This window comes from Dysgonomonas sp. HDW5B, assembly GCF_011299335.1.
In the GTDB taxonomy this organism is placed as follows: Bacteria; Bacteroidota; Bacteroidia; order Bacteroidales; family Dysgonomonadaceae; genus Dysgonomonas_A.
Genome location: NZ_CP049858.1, coordinates 944,225 through 961,269 on the forward strand (window position 1 = coordinate 944,225; position 17,045 = coordinate 961,269).

A 17,045-nucleotide genomic window follows, 5' to 3' on the forward strand; every position below is an offset into this window, starting at 1 on the left:
ATTATTAGATGAATACAACCCCAGAATGTTGCTTCCTGTTGTTGTATTTTTATTAAATTAACAAAATATTAAGAATTAAGGCTTCTGACTTATTTGCTTACTTTAGCTAATACAAACTATCACCCTCTGCTATTATCATGAAAGCACTATTTAAAGCACCTCCTCTTACAGAAATTCATCTGGCAAATTTACCAAATAAAGTCGTTTAGAAGCACGAGTTAAGGCAGTATATAACCAGCGGTAGAAATTAATTCCTAAATGTTCCTCGGTAATATACCCTATATCAAGAAAAACATTTGTCCACTCTCCTCCTTGTGCTTTATGGCAAGTAACTGCATATCCATACTTTACTTGAACTGCATTATAGAAAGGGTCAACTTTCATTTTCTGCATTTTACCATTCTTGGTTGTAATATCAGCATAATCCTCTAATATATTATAAAACAACTCTGCATTTTTTTCTTGCGAAAGCCCTGTTGTTTCCGAATGCAAGGTATCTATAAGTATCTTTATCTCCAGTTCGATATCATAATCGGGATGCTTCACCAAAACATCGCAAAACCGAAAACCATAAATTTCTTGTGTCCTTCTAACTCTTAAAATCTCAAGTAATTCGCCATTTGCCAAAAAATCGACCTGCTCAATATTTTCAGTCCAAAAATAATTATTTTTTGTGACCATCAGCATATCTCCTGACGACAATTCTTCTTCACGATATAAGATTCGGTTACGTACTCCTTCATTATAAATATTGGCTCGCTTATTGGAACGCGATACAATCATAGTTTCCTCAATACCATCGCGATCATAGGCTGCCGATATTTCGTCAATCAATTCTTCGCCCGAAACCTTTCGTATATCATCAAAGCCTTCCAGTTTCAGCTTGGGGAACAATTCAGTTGTATTCTCCAGCAACGCATTGCGTATATGAGTTGCATTAAATAATATCCCCGAATTTCCGGCTTGCCTCACAATCTGCGTCATTGTACTACTCAAAACATCAAGTCCATACCCCTTCAAAACATCTATCTGCAAAGCCGGACTCGACTCTTGCATTACGGGGGGCAACTGAGCCTCATCTCCAATGAGTAACAAACGGCAATTTTCACCACCATATACATAATGAATCAAGTCGTCCAAAACACGTCCCGTTCCAAAGCTAAAAGAGTCAATGCCATCATTACTAATCATCGATGCTTCATCTACAATAAATAAAGTATCTTTGTGTAGATTATCCATAGGAACAAATCCTGAAGCTTCGCCCGAAAACCGTTTTTGTCTGTATATCTTTTTATGGATCGTAAATGCAGGATGACTGGAGTAACTTGAAAATACTTTTGCGGCACGCCCTGTGGGTGCAAGCAGCACTGTTTTTTGCTCAAAGTCGGTCATAGTTTTCACCAAAGCTCCAATTAATGAGGATTTACCCGTTCCGGCATATCCTTTCAAGAGAAATATACTATCAGATACTCGAGAAAACAAAAAGTCGGTAATCATATCCAGAGCTTCTGCCTGTTCGGAAGTTGGCTCGAACTGAAAATTCTTTTTGATCTGATTTAAGAAAAAACTATTTAAAGACATTTATATATTGATTAGGGGCATCCCTTTGGGGCGACTGCAGCACTGACCTAAGAGATATTAAGCTATAAAAATAGCACATAAAGTTTCTTTTTCTAAATTTGTAAACATTAAATAAGATATTATGTTTTTACCTGACAATATTGATCTCGGAAAATCGGAAAAATATATCCTGACAATCCGTATAACACCCAACGGTTTATCGTTCTCAATACATGAACCTCGCATGGGTGGTAACTATTGTTATCGGGAGAAATCTTTTTCGAACGAGTCTGACAGGCTCAGCAATATACAACGCATCATATTCGATTATAATTTTCTGACACAGGTCTTCAAACAAACAAATGTAGTTTTTGTTTCGAAAGAATATGACATTGCACCTCAATATCTGTTTGAGAAGAATAAAAAGGAAGCTTTATACAACTTTACTCATCAGGAACAGGTAGAGCAGGTACTAATAAGCCCCGATCCGATTCAACAAAATATCACATTATTTAATGCAGATAAAGAAATCTATAAATTCTTGATGCGCAGTTTATACAACCCCCATTTCTTTCATCATTCCAATTTACTGATGAAATACATCGAGGGAAAAAATCGTATGACAGAAAAGAGATCAAAAATGTACCTCAATTTTCACAACGAATTTTTGGATGTATTTTGCTATGATGAGGCATCACAACTTCTGCATGCAATAACCTTCCAACACGAAAATGAGCATAATCTGATATATTTTATCCTAAATATTTGGGATAAATGCAATTTTGACCAGAATCAGGATTACCTTTATATCCTTGAGGACTTTGCAGGTTCCGAGAAGTCGGTTATTCCACTCCTTCGCGATTATATCAAACGCATAGAAACCGTGGGAGTACCCAGTGAAGTTGAATTTATGGGAACAGACAGCAGAAAAGCCCCTCTTGATTTATTAATATTAGCAACCCTATGAGAATTGTTAGCGGACGATATAAAGGTCGTAGATTAGACCTTCCTAAGAACTTTAAAGCAAGACCAACTACCGATTTTGCCAAGGAGAATTTATTTAACATACTAAGTAATTCTATTGATTGGGAAGATGTAAAAGCATTGGACTTGTTTGGAGGAACAGGCAGTATAAGCTTCGAACTTGTATCAAGAGGATGCCCTCAGGTTACCTGTGTCGAAAAATACCCACCTAACTATTCATTTATCGAAAAGACTAAGGGTTTGCTTGATGCCAAGGAACTGCGAATCTTCAAAATGGATGTTTTTAAGTTTCTTGAAATATCTAAAGACCAGTTTGATTTTATATTTGCAGATCCACCTTACGATTTGCCTTTCCATAAAGAGGTTCCAAAACTCATTATAGAGAAAAATCTACTTAAACCGGGAGGTACCTTTATCATGGAACACTCTAAATCTGATGATTTTTCGTCTTCGCCTTTTTACAAAGAAAAGAGAGTGTATGGCAGTGTCAATTTTTCTATTTTCGAAAAAGAAGAAGATGCTGAATGATTTCGATATGTATTCCCATATATAACAATGACGTTACCACTCTGGTAACAGACCTATACCTGCAATGCGAGGCTCTGGACTGTTTATATGAAATAATATTGATTGATGACGCTTCGAGATCACACTTTCAAAAGATCAATCGAAAGTTAGCAGAATTTGACAACATATCTTACGAAGAACTTCCGATAAACATCAGCAGATCGGCTATTCGAAATTTATTTCCTCACAAGGCAGCATACCCTTACCTTCTATTTATAGATAATGATGCACTGTTGTGTTCTCCTCATTTCATCTCAACCTATCTCCGATTGCGGTCACCCGGAGTTATCTGTTATGGAGGTTGCAAATATTTGCCTTGTTATAGTCCGGAATATTATTTGCGATGGCTTTACGGTGTAGAGAGAGAGGCTATCTCGATAAAAGAACGCCAACAAGACTCTGATAAATTCTTTTCTACGTTCAATTTCATGATAGATAAGAGGGTATTATTGCTTCATCCATTCAACGAGGATCTACAAGAATATGGGTATGAAGATGTGATGTTCCACTCAACAATAATAGAACAGGGGTACCATATTACCCAAGTTGACAATCCTCTAATCCATACAGGACTGATATCCAATGAGGAGTTTCTTGAAAGAACCCGAATATCTATTCAAAACTTATATTCATTACAACAATCCAAAACAAGTAACAATTCCGATTTGTCAAACACGGTGAAACTGCTTCAAACAAAGAATCTGATTGACAAATTGAAACTCACTTATATCATTTCTATACTATTTAGATTGATGAAAAATCGTTTCATTAAGAATCTTTTAGGAAAGAAACCCAGTTTATTTATTCTCGATCTGTATAAACTCGGTTATCTTTGTAATTATTCTAAGTAGCAGAAGGTATTTAATGTCGTATTTTAAGCAATAACCATCAATCGTTGTTATACTTGAATGGACAATAAATTGATCTGAGACCTTATATTATTTAAAGTAAAGAGAATGCTGATAGCCAAACAAAAGAAAAACGAAAATATTGCAGAATATTTGCTATATATGTGGCAAGTTGAAGATATAATAAGGGCACATAAACTTGATATCGAATCTATTCAAGAGAATATTATAGACAAGTTTGAGCAACCAGATGATATAAAGAATGAAATCAGAGATTGGTACGAAGGCTTAATCGAGATGATGAAACTCGAAAGTAAGACAGAAAGCGGACATCTTCAGATCAATCAAAATATTATAATCGACCTTACCGATCTTCATTTGAGATTGCTTAAGTCGCCTAAAGAACCCGAGTATATTGCCAGTTACTATAAGACTCTGCCATTTATTGTAGAGCTGAGATCTAAATCAGAGGATAAAAGTACTCCTGAACTCGAAACTTGCTTTGCCGCGTTATACGGATTCTTATTATTAAGATTGCAACAAAAGGAAATTTCAGGTGAAACACAGGCTGCAATATCTCAGATAAGCTCTTTGCTTAGGATGCTATCTAACAGATATCATTTAGATAAAGAAGGTAAGTTGGAGATATAAGTTATCTCTACCAAAAGATATCAAATAACAATAAAAACTAACGATAATGGCATTTTTCTCAGGAAATAAACAAGCTGATGATGAAGACAAATCAGCAAAAAATATATTCGTTTTTCAATTAGTTCCCAAGAACGTACTGGTAACTGGTGCTAACGGTCAACTAGGAAGTGAACTTAGGCGTGCAACAGCCGATCATGAGGCTAATTTGAATTTTATCTTTACCGACGTTGCCGAATTAGACATCACCAACCTGCAAGCTGTTGAACAATTTGTAAAAGATAATAATATCAAATACATTGTAAACTGTGCCGCATACACAGCTGTAGATAAAGCCGAAGATGATATTGAACTATGTTATAAAATAAACAAAGAGGCTACTCGTAATCTGGGAATAGCAGCAACCAACAATGAAGCTAAAGTAATTCATACTTCTACCGATTATGTATTTGACGGTACAGGAAACCGACCTTATCTGGAAACCGATCCGGTAAATCCTAAATCGGTATATGGAAAATCCAAACAAGAAGGTGAAGCTGCTTTACTCGAAGTATGCCCCGATTCTATCGTTATCCGCACAGCATGGTTGTATTCTATTTATGGAAACAATTTCGTGAAAACGATGATTAAACTGGGTAAAGAAAGAGACGCTCTGAATGTCGTTGCCGATCAGACAGGCAGTCCTACAAATGCTGCCGATTTAGCTAAAGCAATCGTGAAAATATTAGACCATAGCGAATCATACAATCACTTCAAAGCGGGTATTTATCATTATACGAACGAAGGAGTTACCTCGTGGTATGATTTTACTGTAGCCATTCACAAATTTGCCGGCATCACAACTTGTAAAGTGAGTCCTATTACTACTGACCAATACCCAACGAGAGCAAGTCGTCCGAATTATAGCGTTTTAGATAAAAATAAGATAAAAGCGACTTTCGAATTAGAAATCCCTCAATGGGAAGATAGTTTGAAGGTTTGTGTAGACGAACTTAACAAGTAAAGTTATCTTCACAAATAAATGCAAAGGTTGTACTAGTAGTGCAGCCTTTTTTGTAATATTGCATTATCGTTTTATTAAACTCAATTGATGCCAAATGAAATGCACTGTTATATTCTTCATGACTTTAATTCCTCTTATTGGAAACTGTAAAAAGGTAATCGAAACTCCAACCAATAGTAAAGATTCCGTGAAGACTAGTTACTCTCTACAAGAATCGGTAAAAAAAACGAGATCGGGACTATACCCTAGTTCTGCGAAAATAAGACAAGATCAGCTATTGCCTGATAGCATCATCAAATCATCTCTGTATATTTATATTGAAAAAAGAATGAGAGAAGAGCTAGGAATAAATGAAAACACTGATGATTCGGAATTTCCAATAATCTATATTGATAATCGGATATCTTTTTTGAAAGACATAAACGAACTGAAATATAGTCAAGCAAAAACAATAACAATATTATCTAAAAATGATAGCCCTACTGTTCTTTATGGAACAAGTGCTTTACATGGGATAATTAGAATAGAAACAAAATAAACCATAATCATGGATATAAATTTCACCCAGATACTAAGTGTCTTTGTTGTATTATTTGCACTGATTGACGTCTTAGGGTCAGTTCCTATCTTCCTTAATTTTCAACAAAATGGAGAGGATGTCAACCCTAAACAAGCAGCCATATATTCGTTTGTGATAATGACAGCATTCCTCTTTGTGGGCGAATTGATCTTACATTTATTTAATGTAGATGTATCTTCGTTTGCAATTGCCGGAGCATTAGTTATATTCATTATATCTGTAGAGATGATATTTGGAATTGAGGTCTTCAGAAATGATGCTCCTGCAGGTTCGACGACTTTAGTTCCTATTGTGTTTCCATTAATTGCAGGCCCGGGAACATTTACGGCATTATTATCGATGCGGGCTGAATTTCATGTCAGTAATATTATTATCGGACTTCTACTGAATATGATAATTGTATTCTTGGTTCTGAAAAATCTAAAATTTGTCAAACGACTTTTAGGAGTTGGAGGTGTTTATGTGATGCGTAAGTTCTTCGGTATCATCCTGATGGGGATTGCAGTAAAACTATTTACTACTAATTTGCATATTCTATTACAGTCATTCTCTCACCAATAAATATAAACCATTTACTATAAACAGAATATATAGTATTTCGTCCAAAAAAACGCATTATTTTGTTGGGTCCTATTCTTTTTTCCGAATCGTATATTTCAGATCTGAAAAGGAAGTTGAATTTCCTTTGTATACCTTATAACCTTCTTCTTCAGCTTCTATTGTATAGACTAGGTTAAACGAATCCTCATCATATACCTTAAACCCTTTTTCATTAGTTTTTACTGTATATAACAAATCTGAGGAAAATGTAGAACTTCCATCATACACTCTAAATCCATTATGTTTTTTTTCTACAGTGAATCTAAAATCACTAATAGACTTAGATTTCCCTTTGTATACTTTGTACCCTCCGCTTGTTGTGGATTCTAATGTATATTTTACATCGAAGGGTGATGAAGAACTCCCCTTATAAACGAGATAATCCTGAGAATATCCGTTCAAGCAAAAAATAAATAAGATTACAACTAATACATTCGTTTTCATGACCAATAGTTTAATCAAGGTTAAAGTTCTGAATCAAAAAAATATGGAAGGAAAATCCCTCCCATATTTTAGTTCCTTTAATTATCTTTTTCCAATTCTATAAGTAGGTCGCTTTTGCTCGTAGTATCACCTACTTTCACAACGACTTTCTTTACAATGGCTTTAGTACTTGCCAAGATAGCATTCTGCATCTTCATTGCTTCCAAGATTACTAAAGTATCGCCGGCTTTTACTGTATCGCCTGTTTTCACCAGTACATCCAATATTTTACCGGGCATAGGTGCTTTAAGTAAAATTGTAGAAGACTCACTAGCCTGCGAACTCAATACTTTTCTTCTCTGCAATGAGAATGGAGTCTCTACCGAAAAACAATAACTGATACCATTGATCAGAATCTCGTATTCGTTTTGCTTCTGAGCAACTATTTCTACGGGATAACTTACACCATTGACATTCATAAAAGTAAATCCATCGGGAGTTTCTTCCATGTATGCGTTTAGCTTTTTATCGCCGATTGTATATGTATTGTTTTCTCCAATCTTAAACCCATATTCTTTAGAATTATCTAAATCCAGAGCAACCAATTGTTTTTGAGTTGTATTTTGCTTGTTCATTATCATTCCGGATTACATATTATTAATTCTGTTTCTCAAAGACCACATATCCAACACTTGCTTTTCTTCTTTGATTGGCTCATTCTCTTTTCGATAATTCGAGATAGCTAATAAAGCAGCAAAAAGAGCTTCATCTTTTTCATGAAAAACAAGAGAATCCATATCCTTTTCAATAAATGAGGTATCAAAACTTCCACCTTTGAAAACTTCATTATGCAGAACAGCTTTACAGAAAGGAATAGTTGTTTTAATTCCCTTAATATGAAAATCGTTCAACGCCTTCAATGTATTTTCGATAACTGTCGGACGGTCTTTAGCATGTACAATCAATTTAGCAACCATCGAATCGAAATAGGGAGTAATTTCAGAACCTGCTACGACTCCTTTGTCTACTCTGACACCTTCTCCTTCGGGAGTTCTTAATCCTTTAATAATTCCGGTACAGGGTGAAAATCCCGATTGTACATCTTCTGCATTGATACGACATTCGATAGCCCAACCGTTTAGTTTTACATCTTCTTGACTGATTGGTAATTTTTCGCCATTGGCTATTCGTATCTGCAATTCGATCAAATCAAGCCCTGTTATCATTTCCGTAACAGGATGTTCTACCTGAACACGGGTATTCATTTCCATAAAGAAGAAATTGCCTTGCTTATCAAGTAAAAACTCAACAGTTCCCAGACTGGTATATCCTGCACCTTTCGCTAGAGAAACGGCAGCGGTAGCCATTTTTTCACGAAGTTCTTCGGATAGAGCAGGCGATGGAGCTTCTTCCAACAGTTTTTGATGTTTGCGTTGTACAGAACATTCACGTTCTCCGAGATGGATTACATTTCCGTGTGAATCACCCACTATCTGAAATTCGATATGTTTGGGATTCTCCAAAAAACGCTCAATAAATACCGACGGATTATTAAATGCATTTTGGGCTTCAGATGAAGCTGAGAAATACATCTGCTTCATTTCCGATTTCTTATAAACCACACGCATACCACGTCCACCACCTCCGGCAGAAGCTTTTATGATAAGTGGAAAACCTATCTTTTCGGCAACATCCAATGCTTCTTCTAGTGTATCAACACTTCCATTGCTTCCACCCAACATAGGAACATTATTTTTTGCAGCTATTTCTTTGGCAATTACCTTATCACCCATATTTTGAATAATACGGGGCGAAGGTCCTATAAATACAATACCTTCTTCGGTACAGCGAGTTGCAAACTGTGCATTTTCAGACAGATAACCATATCCCGGATGAATAGCATCGATATGATTTCTTTTGGCTAATAACACCAATGATTCTATATCCAGAAATTCGGGAATACCGCCATTATCTATATCGGGAAAATCGACAACTTTATCTACTGACGACAAATAAAGTGCATTGGGCTCTTTGAGTGTGCGAATCCCCACCGCAGTAATCCCCATTATTTTAGCAGTCTTGGCTATGCGAATAGCTATTTCACCACGATTGGCTATTAATATTGATTTTATCTTATTCTTTTGTTTCATCTTGATTCTTATCCAAATTAAAGAGGCATATTGCCATGTTTGCGTTTTGGCTTATATTCGGTCTTTCTTTCGAGAGTCTTTAAAGATCTGATTATTTTATGGCGAGTCAGAGCCGGATCAATAACCTCATCTACAAATCCTTTTTCATCAGCAATATAAGGATTGGTTACCTCTTCCCTGTATTTCTGAGTCAGTTCCTTTTTAAGCACCACCGGATTTTCCGATTCGCTCAACTCTTTTCTGTAAAGGATAGCAATTGCCCCATCGGGTCCCATTACTGCAATTTCCGCTGTAGGCCATGCAAAACTAAAATCACCACCAATACCTTTGCTATTCATTACGATATATGCACCTCCGTAAGCTTTACGCAAGATTACAGTAATCTTGGGAACTGTTGCATAAGTATATGCGTATAGTAATTTCGCTCCATGACGAATAATACCATCGTGCTCCTGATCTGTTCCGGGTAAAAATCCGGGAACATCCTCCAGTGTTATAATAGGTATATTAAACGAATCACAGATATTGATAAAACGAGCTGCTTTTACAGACGAGTCAATATCTAATGTACCAGCCATTACTTTAGGTTGATTGGCTACAATACCTACCACCTGACCATCCAGACGGGCAAATGCTGTAAATATATTGGCTGCATGGTTTTCGGCAACTTCCAAAAAATCGCCTTTATCAACAATCAGCTTTACAATATCTTTTACATCATATGGTTTATCGGGATCATCGGGTACGATATTTCTCAAGCTCTCCTCTACCCTGCTGACAGGATCTTCCGATTGTATCAGTGGAGGATTCTCCATATTATTGGATGGCAGATAAGAAAGAAGTTTCTTTACTCCCAAGATCGTATTTTCATCGTCATTGTAAACAAAGTCTGCAACACCCGATTTAGTTCCGTGAACAGATGCACCCCCTAAATCTTCGGTAGACACCGTTTCATTCAAAACTTCTTTCACTACATTAGGACCTGTTACAAACATATAACTTGTATCGGCAGTCATAAATATAAAATCGGTAAGAGCAGGAGAATATACTGCTCCACCGGCAGCAGGTCCCATTATTACCGAAATCTGAGGGATTACTCCCGATGACATTACATTCCGTTTGAATATATCAGCATAACCATTCAAACTGCTTACACCCTCTTGAATACGGGCACCACCCGAATCAATAAGTCCGACAACAGGTGCTCCGGTTTTGAGAGCCATATCCTGTATTTTTACAATTTTAGCAGCATGAGAAATGCCCAATGAGCCTCCTAATACACTAAAATCTTGTGAGTAGGCATAAACCAATCTTCCGTTTACAGATCCGTATCCGGTAACTACTCCATCACCTAAAGCTTCAACCGATTTGCCAAACGAGCCGCCTCCTACAGGAGGTGTATAAGCATCTGTTTCTTCGAATGTTCCTTCATCGAACAATAACAGAATACGTTCGCGGGCAGTTAACTTTCCTCGCTGATGTTGTCTTTTATAGTATGCTTCACCATACTGTTTATTTAATAGCTTTTCGCGAGCTACAAATTGTTCGTAAATTTTTCTCATTTTATTACTATAAAGGTCTAAGACCTATTTAATATTTTTATCTACTAATATCTTTACTATTAAATCAATACAATATCTTACTGCTTAACTTTACTCTGTTTTATCCAAAATTAGCGGTACAAGTTATAAAAAAGAAAAATTATAATTCTCTTCTACCCCATAAAATGACAATATGTAAAAATAATGACAGAATATTTACCAATCGTAAACATCTATAGTTAAGATTCTTTGCTTTGTTTCCCGAAAGCATCCGAATTCATTTATTTTGGCAGGTCTTCTGACTTACTTCATCCTGAACATCCTTCCCGTTTCATATTAAGAAACAGTGGTATAGAGTATTGTTCGAGAACTGTTGGCGAAGCTTACAGCAGCGGGTCTGTTCCCGATTTTCACAGGATTCCCTTTTCATTATTCTTTCAGCAATGTGACCGAATAACACCAAAACTATGCAACAAATATAAGTGATTTATTTTATCTATATCTTTTCTTGACTTCTTTTTTGCTTCAGCAGCCAACACTTTCATGCAAACCTACGACTTTGACTAATTGATCTTTGTCGGCAAATGACGAAAGATAAACCGTTGGTCTATAAAGATTATAATGATATGTCGTATTTAAGACCAAATCTGGAAAGCCATCATTATCAATATCACCAATGAGAAGAATTTCAAACATAGCATCATCAAAATAAGAGGTAGCAGCCAATAATTGATTTATTTCTTTACCCTCTTTATATCCTCTGAGATATAATTTATAGTTTCGTATAGACATCTCATTTTTATTATATTCAGAAGGTACTAAATCAGCCGTCGAATATAGGGTATAAGATGAGCCATTATAAGTAAATATTATTTTCCCATTCGGTTCTACAAAGTCTTTTTCAAGAGGGATTGTCTTTATATCGTGGGATGATAAACGTGACGAGCTACTTATCAAAACCAAAGAAGTGTCGATATGAGAAGTTTTAACCTCCCAGCCTGTCCATTTCGAAGAGTTATGCTCATCTGCCTCTTCATCCGATATAACATCAAAAGCTTTTTGAATGGTGAGCGTAGTAGGTGCAATGTAATATTTCCCTCTATCTTGAAAGATACCAAACCATCCTTTATGTATCATTTCGGGAGATGTTTCATCTTCATGAAAAATACCTGTTGTTAATACAAACAAAGGTAAGCCTTTACTCTTAGGATAAAGCTCTTCATCTATCCACTCCATACTATCTATGGAATCGGAATCAGCAATACTGTCATTAGTAACAACAGTATCCGCTGCAACTAAAGAATCACTTTCGTTCACTGTTTTCGGAGACTCCTTACAGGCTACTACAGAGACACACGCTAATATCAGTACTATTATTTTTCTCATTACCATACTAAAGTTATTATCAGTTATAACAAACACATAAGGCAACATTATTTAAGTATAACTGTTAGTTGCACTTATGCTTACCAAAGCAATAAAAAAGGTCTGAGACCTTAAAAAGCATTTTAGACTACAAAAGTATTTCAATAAACGAAAAAAAGACGTATTTTTGTTACGCAAACGCGAAAAGTAAAATTTAGGACATATTATTTATTCAAACTAAAATAAACAAACATGAGAATCGAACGTATTTTCGGACGTGAAATCTTGGACTCAAGAGGAAATCCAACAATCGAAGTTGACGTAACACTAGAGTGTGGTGCATTTGGACGTGCTGCTGTTCCTTCAGGAGCATCTACAGGAGAGCATGAAGCTCTTGAACTTCGTGATGGAGACAAAAAAAGATACTTAGGTAAAGGTGTACAAAAAGCTGTAGCGAACGTAAACACTGTTATCGCTCCTGCACTTATTGGAGACTGTGCTTTGGATCAAAGAGGTGTTGACCTTAAAATGATCGCTCTTGACGGAACTCCTACTAAATCTAAATTGGGTGCTAACGCTATTCTTGGTGTTTCTTTAGCTGTTGCTAAAGCTGCTGCCAATGCTCTAGATATTCCATTGTACCGTTATATTGGTGGTACTAATACGTATACTCTTCCTGTACCTATGATGAACATCATCAATGGTGGATCTCACTCTGATGCTCCTATCGCATTCCAAGAGTTTATGATTCGTCCGGTTGGTGCTGCTTCTTTCAAAGAAGGTTTGAGAATGGGTGCTGAAATTTTCCACGCTCTTGCAAAAGAATTCAAAAGCAGAGGTCTTAGTACTGCTGTTGGTGACGAAGGTGGTTTTGCTCCTAAATTAAACGGTACTGAAGATGCTCTTGAATCGATCCTTAAAGCTATCAAGGCTGCAGGATATGAGCCAGCTAAAGACGTAACTATCGCTCTTGACTGTGCTGCTTCTGAATTCTTCGATAAAACTGCTAAAGTTTACGATTACACTAAATTTGAAGGTCCTAACGCAGCAAAACGTACTTCTGCTGAACAAGCTGCTTTCTTGAAAGAACTTTCTGAAAAATACCCTATCGATTCTATCGAAGACGGTATGGACGAAAACGATTGGGACGGATGGAAAAACCTTACTGATGCTATCGGCGACAAAGTACAACTTGTTGGAGACGACTTGTTTGTAACTAACGTTGATTTCTTGAAAAAAGGTATCGAACTAGGTTGTGCTAACTCAATCCTTATCAAAGTTAACCAAATCGGTTCTCTTACTGAAACATTGGATGCTATCGAAATGGCTCACCGTGCAGGTTACACTTCGGTAACTTCTCACCGTTCGGGTGAAACTGAAGATGCTACAATTGCCGACATCGCAGTTGCAACTAATTCAGGACAAATCAAAACTGGTTCTTTGAGCCGTTCTGACCGTATGGCTAAATACAACCAACTACTTCGTATCGAAGAAGAATTGGGTGACAAAGCTGTATATGGTTACAAACGTGTACAACGCAAAAAATAAGAAGTAATTCTTATTCTTATATATAGAAGAAGCCGATATTCAAATGAATATCGGCTTCTTTATTTTTTATTCTCTTTGATAAAAAGACGCTAGAGCTTTATCATATGCCACAGACACTAAAATACTCGTTATAATCATCTATCGAACGCCTTATTACTTCGTAGGCAACATCTACATTATACACATGCGTCAAAACACATTTACGCTCGGTATCCCCCGGAATATCTTTGTAGGTAGTAAAGTAATGCTTCAAACGATCTATTACAGCAAAAGGTACATCACTGATATCACGATATGAGCTATAAATGGCATCATTATCAAGAACCGCAATCAATTTATCATCGGCTTGCCCGTGATCTATCAGACGAAAGCCTCCTATTGGACGTGCATTTACAATAATATCTCCATGTGTAATATCTTTCTCGGTCAATACACAAATATCTATAGGGTCATTATCTCCGACTATATCGGTTCGGTCAAGCCTCACATTACTCAGTTCTGCCACCCGAGGACCACTTATAGTCTGAGGTAAAAATCCATATAAAGCAGGTATGATATTCGAATATTTCTGAGGACGGTCTATACATAAATATCCCGTCTGCTTATCCACCTCATATTTTACAGTATCGGTCGGAACAATTTCTATAAATGTTCTTACTACTTCGGGAGCGGCATTTCCCAGAGAGATACCATGCCAGGGGTGCGATTTATATTTTTTAATCATTCTATTATATGAATTTATTCGTTCTGCTTTATCAAAAGTAAAAAAATACATCAGTATATTTCAAATATAGAAACTATATTTTCTTCTTTTTATTATGTGTTATCATTATTCTTTTTACAAAAGGAAAGAATTATCGTTTATCCATATTTCGTGGATGATGCTCAATTATCTCCTGACGAAGGTACTCACGATCCATATGAGTATAAATTTCAGTAGTCGTTATTTTTTCGTGTCCCAACATTTGTTGTATCGCCCTTATGTTTGCACCGCCCTCCAATAAATGAGTGGCGAATGAATGCCGGAAAGTATGGGGACTTATATTTTTTTTGATTCCTGCCTGATCTGCATATTGCTTTATAAAGTGAAATACCATAATGCGAGATATAGGAGTACCTCTTTTACTGAGAAACACCATATCTTCGGATCCTTTTTTCACATCAATATGTTTTCGGTCAAGCAAATAATTACCAATTTCTTTAATTGCCGTATGTGAGATAGGCACCAAACGCTGTTTACTTCCTTTACCTTCGACACGAATAAAACCATCATCAAGAAATAAATCGGAAAATTTAAGATTAGTCAATTCCGAAATACGTAGTCCGCAACTATAAAGCACTTCAATTATAGCACGATTACGCTGCCCTTCTTTTGTCGAAAGATCTATTATGGATATAATATTTTCTATTTCCTGAAGACTCAAAACCACAGGAAGCTTAAGTCCAATCTTAGGTGTTTCCAACAACTCTGTCGGATCATTCTGGATATAGCCATCTAAAATCAAAAAGTTAAAGAAAGACCTCACGCCCGATAATATCCGTGCGACAGAACGGGCATTAATTCCCAAATCATACAATTGAGTTACAAATTGCTGAAGATCTTCAAGACGGATTTGCTGCAATTTCAAATCTTCTGTTTCGAAATATTTTAGCAGCTTCGTAAGATCATCCAGATATGCTTCTATAGAGTTCGGCGAAAGTGCTTTCTCTAATAGCAAATACGATTTATACTTCGATACTATATTTGCCGATTTATTTATGTCTTCTAGAGATACCATAAGCTTCATTCCTTAAACGAGATCTTATACCTCGCTTATACAAAAATACACCTATTTATCTATCATCTGATTAAATATCTTTATATTTGTATAATCTTGACTTTTCAAATCATTCAGACATGGAACAATTAAAAAGAATCGGAAGATACATCCTGCGGAAATTCAGTAAAATACAGTTGGCTATAATTGCCGTTCTGATGATCTGTTGTTTTGTTATAGGAGATAGCAATATTTTTTCGCGTTTCGGTTACGATCTTGAAATCCGGGATTTGAAAAATCAAATCGAATATTATCAAGAAAAAACAGAAACTGACAAACGTAAATTAAATGAATTACGTTCAGATAAAGACAATATCGAAAAATTTGCAAGAGAAAATTATTTGATGAAACAGGAAAACGAAGAAGTATTTATCATCGAATAATTTTACAGAAGTATAATTTATGAACAAACCCAAAGATTTTATATTTAAACTCTCGGCCTTACTTATTCTTGCTGCTGCAATATCTTACCTGTTCAATCCGGTAGTTGCTGCATACATAATGGCTATAGGAGTACTCGGTTTTGCAGCTGTAACTTTCACAACTCCCTATCCGGGTAAAAGTTTAAGAGGAAAACGTTTATTCAGCATTCAGATATTTGGTATTGCATTTATGGCAATAAGCACCTATTTAATGTTTGTACAAAAGAATGAATGGGTTATTTCGATGCTCGCAGCAGCATTTCTTCTCTTATATACTACATTTATGCTTTCGAGAGAATACGAAAAGGAAAAAAAAGACAAGGAATAAATCCTCAATCTATAGAGTAAACATAGTTTGTTATTTGTAGCATTTTCCGTTTCCGCTTCTTGAACTTAGCAGCAGTAAACCATGCTTTCGGATTACTTAGATTCAATCCTCCAATTATTACTGCAGCACCACTATGCGATGGTGGAGGTGAACCAATCGGCATATACTTAAGCTCTTCTTTAATTGACGCATTCAAGTAGTCAATCGAATATTTTTCTTTACCTACTTCATAAAGAGTTTTATAATTAGCGTACCGATCTTCCTTAGGAGATATCTTTAGGTATTCCGTCTCCAATATAACATTCGTTTTTAACTGTAGCTTTCGTTCCTCTTTCAACCAATTTTTAGAAACCTCCACATTCTGTCCCCTCAGACTTAGAACCAAGGATAATAATATCCCCAAAGAGCAAGCAAACCTAGAATTAAGAAATCTCTTTTCCATCAGATAGGTGGTGTGAATAAATAGTATTAAATATTGTTCTAAAATAGTTATTCTTTTACAACAAGACAATATAATTAACACTATATAAGACTTCCAATAAAAGGAAGATACACAATAATAAGATAATCAAATGCACCTCTCCTATCTCACAAAAAGCAGAAAATTAAGCTTTCTAAAATCGGTCTTTTTAACTAGATTAGTCTAATTTTATTGGTACAT

19 protein-coding genes and 1 riboswitch are annotated in these 17,045 nt (G+C 35.9%); of the genes, 10 read left to right on the forward strand and 9 right to left on the reverse strand.

Annotated elements, in window-relative coordinates; translation table 11 throughout:
• Nucleotides 1–165: 165 nt before the first annotated feature.
• Nucleotides 166–1,581, reverse strand: a complete 1,416-nt coding sequence (locus G7051_RS03800; protein WP_166198654.1) for an ATP-dependent RecD-like DNA helicase — start codon at nt 1,579–1,581, stop codon at nt 166–168.
• Nucleotides 1,582–1,702: 121 nt separating this feature from the next.
• Between G7051_RS03800 and G7051_RS03805 the strand changes: the two genes are divergently transcribed.
• The 7 genes from G7051_RS03805 (at nt 1,703) to G7051_RS03835 (ending at nt 6,751) form a co-directional block, all read left to right on the forward strand.
• Nucleotides 1,703–2,527, forward strand: coding sequence for a DUF3822 family protein (locus G7051_RS03805; protein WP_166111355.1), 825 nt, complete (start codon nt 1,703–1,705; stop codon nt 2,525–2,527).
• Nucleotides 2,524–3,072, forward strand: a complete 549-nt coding sequence (locus tag G7051_RS03810; RefSeq protein ID WP_166198656.1) for an RsmD family RNA methyltransferase — start codon at nt 2,524–2,526, stop codon at nt 3,070–3,072. Before G7051_RS03805 ends, G7051_RS03810 begins: the two co-directional genes overlap by 4 nt.
• Nucleotides 3,069–3,962 carry a glycosyltransferase family 2 protein gene (locus tag G7051_RS03815; protein ID WP_166198658.1) on the forward strand — a complete coding sequence of 298 codons (894 nt, stop codon included), beginning with the start codon at nt 3,069–3,071 and terminating at the stop codon, nt 3,960–3,962. The genes G7051_RS03810 and G7051_RS03815 overlap by 4 nt, the downstream gene beginning before the upstream one ends.
• 105 nt (nt 3,963–4,067) lie before the next feature.
• Nucleotides 4,068–4,610, forward strand: a complete 543-nt coding sequence (locus G7051_RS03820; protein ID WP_166198660.1) for a DUF4924 family protein — start codon at nt 4,068–4,070, stop codon at nt 4,608–4,610.
• Between the two features lie 46 nt (nt 4,611–4,656).
• A complete protein-coding gene (gene rfbD, locus G7051_RS03825; protein ID WP_166198662.1) occupies nt 4,657–5,610 on the forward strand; it encodes a dTDP-4-dehydrorhamnose reductase in 954 nt (317 codons plus the stop codon).
• 94 nt (nt 5,611–5,704) lie between these two features.
• Nucleotides 5,705–6,148, forward strand: coding sequence for a hypothetical protein (locus G7051_RS03830; RefSeq protein ID WP_166198664.1), 444 nt, complete (start codon nt 5,705–5,707; stop codon nt 6,146–6,148).
• Between the two features lie 9 nt (nt 6,149–6,157).
• Nucleotides 6,158–6,751, forward strand: coding sequence for a MarC family protein (locus G7051_RS03835; protein WP_166198666.1), 594 nt, complete (start codon nt 6,158–6,160; stop codon nt 6,749–6,751).
• Nucleotides 6,752–6,820: 69 nt separating this feature from the next.
• Here G7051_RS03835 and G7051_RS03840 read toward each other — a convergent pair whose 3' ends face one another.
• The 5 genes from G7051_RS03840 to G7051_RS03860 all read right to left on the reverse strand — a co-directional run bounded on the left by G7051_RS03840 (nt 6,821) and on the right by G7051_RS03860 (nt 12,290).
• Complete coding sequence (locus G7051_RS03840; RefSeq protein ID WP_166198668.1) at nt 6,821–7,234, reverse strand: hypothetical protein; 414 nt, start codon at nt 7,232–7,234, stop codon at nt 6,821–6,823.
• Between the two features lie 77 nt (nt 7,235–7,311).
• Nucleotides 7,312–7,854: an acetyl-CoA carboxylase biotin carboxyl carrier protein subunit gene (locus tag G7051_RS03845; RefSeq protein WP_255493309.1), complete on the reverse strand. Its 543-nt coding sequence runs from the start codon at nt 7,852–7,854 to the stop codon at nt 7,312–7,314.
• Nucleotides 7,855–7,860: 6 nt separating this feature from the next.
• The gene (locus tag G7051_RS03850; RefSeq protein ID WP_166198670.1) at nt 7,861–9,363 is read right to left on the reverse strand and encodes an acetyl/propionyl/methylcrotonyl-CoA carboxylase subunit alpha; all 1,503 of its coding nucleotides are present in this window, start codon (nt 9,361–9,363) and stop codon (nt 7,861–7,863) included.
• A gap of 17 nt (nt 9,364–9,380) precedes the next feature.
• Nucleotides 9,381–10,925 (reverse strand): acyl-CoA carboxylase subunit beta, encoded by a 1,545-nt coding sequence (locus tag G7051_RS03855; protein ID WP_166198672.1) that lies wholly within the window; start codon nt 10,923–10,925, stop codon nt 9,381–9,383.
• A 249-nt stretch (nt 10,926–11,174) separates the two neighbouring features.
• Nucleotides 11,175–11,383: riboswitch (cobalamin riboswitch) on the reverse strand.
• A gap of 46 nt (nt 11,384–11,429) precedes the next feature.
• Nucleotides 11,430–12,290, reverse strand: coding sequence for a hypothetical protein (locus G7051_RS03860; RefSeq protein WP_166198674.1), 861 nt, complete (start codon nt 12,288–12,290; stop codon nt 11,430–11,432).
• A 231-nt stretch (nt 12,291–12,521) separates the two neighbouring features.
• Between G7051_RS03860 and eno the strand changes: the two genes are divergently transcribed.
• Entirely contained in the window at nt 12,522–13,817 is a 1,296-nt protein-coding gene (gene eno, locus G7051_RS03865) for a phosphopyruvate hydratase (RefSeq protein ID WP_166111381.1), read from the forward strand.
• 100 nt (nt 13,818–13,917) lie between these two features.
• On the opposite strand, the gene G7051_RS03870 is transcribed toward eno, so the two are convergent.
• Both G7051_RS03870 and xerD read right to left on the reverse strand, forming a co-directional pair.
• Nucleotides 13,918–14,541 carry an inorganic pyrophosphatase gene (locus tag G7051_RS03870; protein WP_166111384.1) on the reverse strand — a complete coding sequence of 208 codons (624 nt, stop codon included), beginning with the start codon at nt 14,539–14,541 and terminating at the stop codon, nt 13,918–13,920.
• A 130-nt stretch (nt 14,542–14,671) separates the two neighbouring features.
• Entirely contained in the window at nt 14,672–15,604 is a 933-nt protein-coding gene (gene xerD / locus G7051_RS03875) for a site-specific tyrosine recombinase XerD (RefSeq protein ID WP_185155003.1), read from the reverse strand.
• Between the two features lie 110 nt (nt 15,605–15,714).
• Between xerD and G7051_RS03880 the strand changes: the two genes are divergently transcribed.
• On the forward strand, nt 15,715–16,017 hold the full coding sequence (locus G7051_RS03880) for a septum formation initiator family protein (protein ID WP_166111387.1): 303 nt from the start codon (nt 15,715–15,717) through the stop codon (nt 16,015–16,017).
• 19 nt (nt 16,018–16,036) lie between these two features.
• On the forward strand, nt 16,037–16,384 hold the full coding sequence (locus G7051_RS03885; RefSeq protein ID WP_166198676.1) for a hypothetical protein: 348 nt from the start codon (nt 16,037–16,039) through the stop codon (nt 16,382–16,384).
• Between the two features lie 4 nt (nt 16,385–16,388).
• Here G7051_RS03885 and G7051_RS03890 read toward each other — a convergent pair whose 3' ends face one another.
• On the reverse strand, nt 16,389–16,826 hold the full coding sequence (locus tag G7051_RS03890; RefSeq protein ID WP_166198677.1) for a hypothetical protein: 438 nt from the start codon (nt 16,824–16,826) through the stop codon (nt 16,389–16,391).
• Between the last annotated feature and the right edge of the window lie 219 nt (nt 16,827–17,045).

Excerpts from the sequence above, each read along its gene's own strand:
- G7051_RS03800 (WP_166198654.1), bottom strand. The coding sequence starts at position 1,581 with ATGTCTTTAAATAGTTTTTTCTTAAATCAGATCAAAAAGAATTTTCAG.
- G7051_RS03805 (WP_166111355.1), top strand. The coding sequence starts at position 1,703 with ATGTTTTTACCTGACAATATTGATCTCGGAAAATCGGAAAAATATATC.
- G7051_RS03810 (WP_166198656.1), top strand. The coding sequence starts at position 2,524 with ATGAGAATTGTTAGCGGACGATATAAAGGTCGTAGATTAGACCTTCCT.
- G7051_RS03815 (WP_166198658.1), top strand. The coding sequence starts at position 3,069 with ATGATTTCGATATGTATTCCCATATATAACAATGACGTTACCACTCTG.
- G7051_RS03820 (WP_166198660.1), top strand. The coding sequence starts at position 4,068 with ATGCTGATAGCCAAACAAAAGAAAAACGAAAATATTGCAGAATATTTG.
- rfbD (WP_166198662.1), top strand. The coding sequence starts at position 4,657 with ATGGCATTTTTCTCAGGAAATAAACAAGCTGATGATGAAGACAAATCA.
- G7051_RS03830 (WP_166198664.1), top strand. The coding sequence starts at position 5,705 with ATGAAATGCACTGTTATATTCTTCATGACTTTAATTCCTCTTATTGGA.
- G7051_RS03835 (WP_166198666.1), top strand. The coding sequence starts at position 6,158 with ATGGATATAAATTTCACCCAGATACTAAGTGTCTTTGTTGTATTATTT.
- G7051_RS03840 (WP_166198668.1), bottom strand. The coding sequence starts at position 7,234 with ATGAAAACGAATGTATTAGTTGTAATCTTATTTATTTTTTGCTTGAAC.
- G7051_RS03845 (WP_255493309.1), bottom strand. The coding sequence starts at position 7,854 with ATGATAATGAACAAGCAAAATACAACTCAAAAACAATTGGTTGCTCTG.
- G7051_RS03850 (WP_166198670.1), bottom strand. The coding sequence starts at position 9,363 with ATGAAACAAAAGAATAAGATAAAATCAATATTAATAGCCAATCGTGGT.
- G7051_RS03855 (WP_166198672.1), bottom strand. The coding sequence starts at position 10,925 with ATGAGAAAAATTTACGAACAATTTGTAGCTCGCGAAAAGCTATTAAAT.
- G7051_RS03860 (WP_166198674.1), bottom strand. The coding sequence starts at position 12,290 with ATGAGAAAAATAATAGTACTGATATTAGCGTGTGTCTCTGTAGTAGCC.
- eno (WP_166111381.1), top strand. The coding sequence starts at position 12,522 with ATGAGAATCGAACGTATTTTCGGACGTGAAATCTTGGACTCAAGAGGA.
- G7051_RS03870 (WP_166111384.1), bottom strand. The coding sequence starts at position 14,541 with ATGATTAAAAAATATAAATCGCACCCCTGGCATGGTATCTCTCTGGGA.
- xerD (WP_185155003.1), bottom strand. The coding sequence starts at position 15,604 with ATGAAGCTTATGGTATCTCTAGAAGACATAAATAAATCGGCAAATATA.
- G7051_RS03880 (WP_166111387.1), top strand. The coding sequence starts at position 15,715 with ATGGAACAATTAAAAAGAATCGGAAGATACATCCTGCGGAAATTCAGT.
- G7051_RS03885 (WP_166198676.1), top strand. The coding sequence starts at position 16,037 with ATGAACAAACCCAAAGATTTTATATTTAAACTCTCGGCCTTACTTATT.
- G7051_RS03890 (WP_166198677.1), bottom strand. The coding sequence starts at position 16,826 with ATGGAAAAGAGATTTCTTAATTCTAGGTTTGCTTGCTCTTTGGGGATA.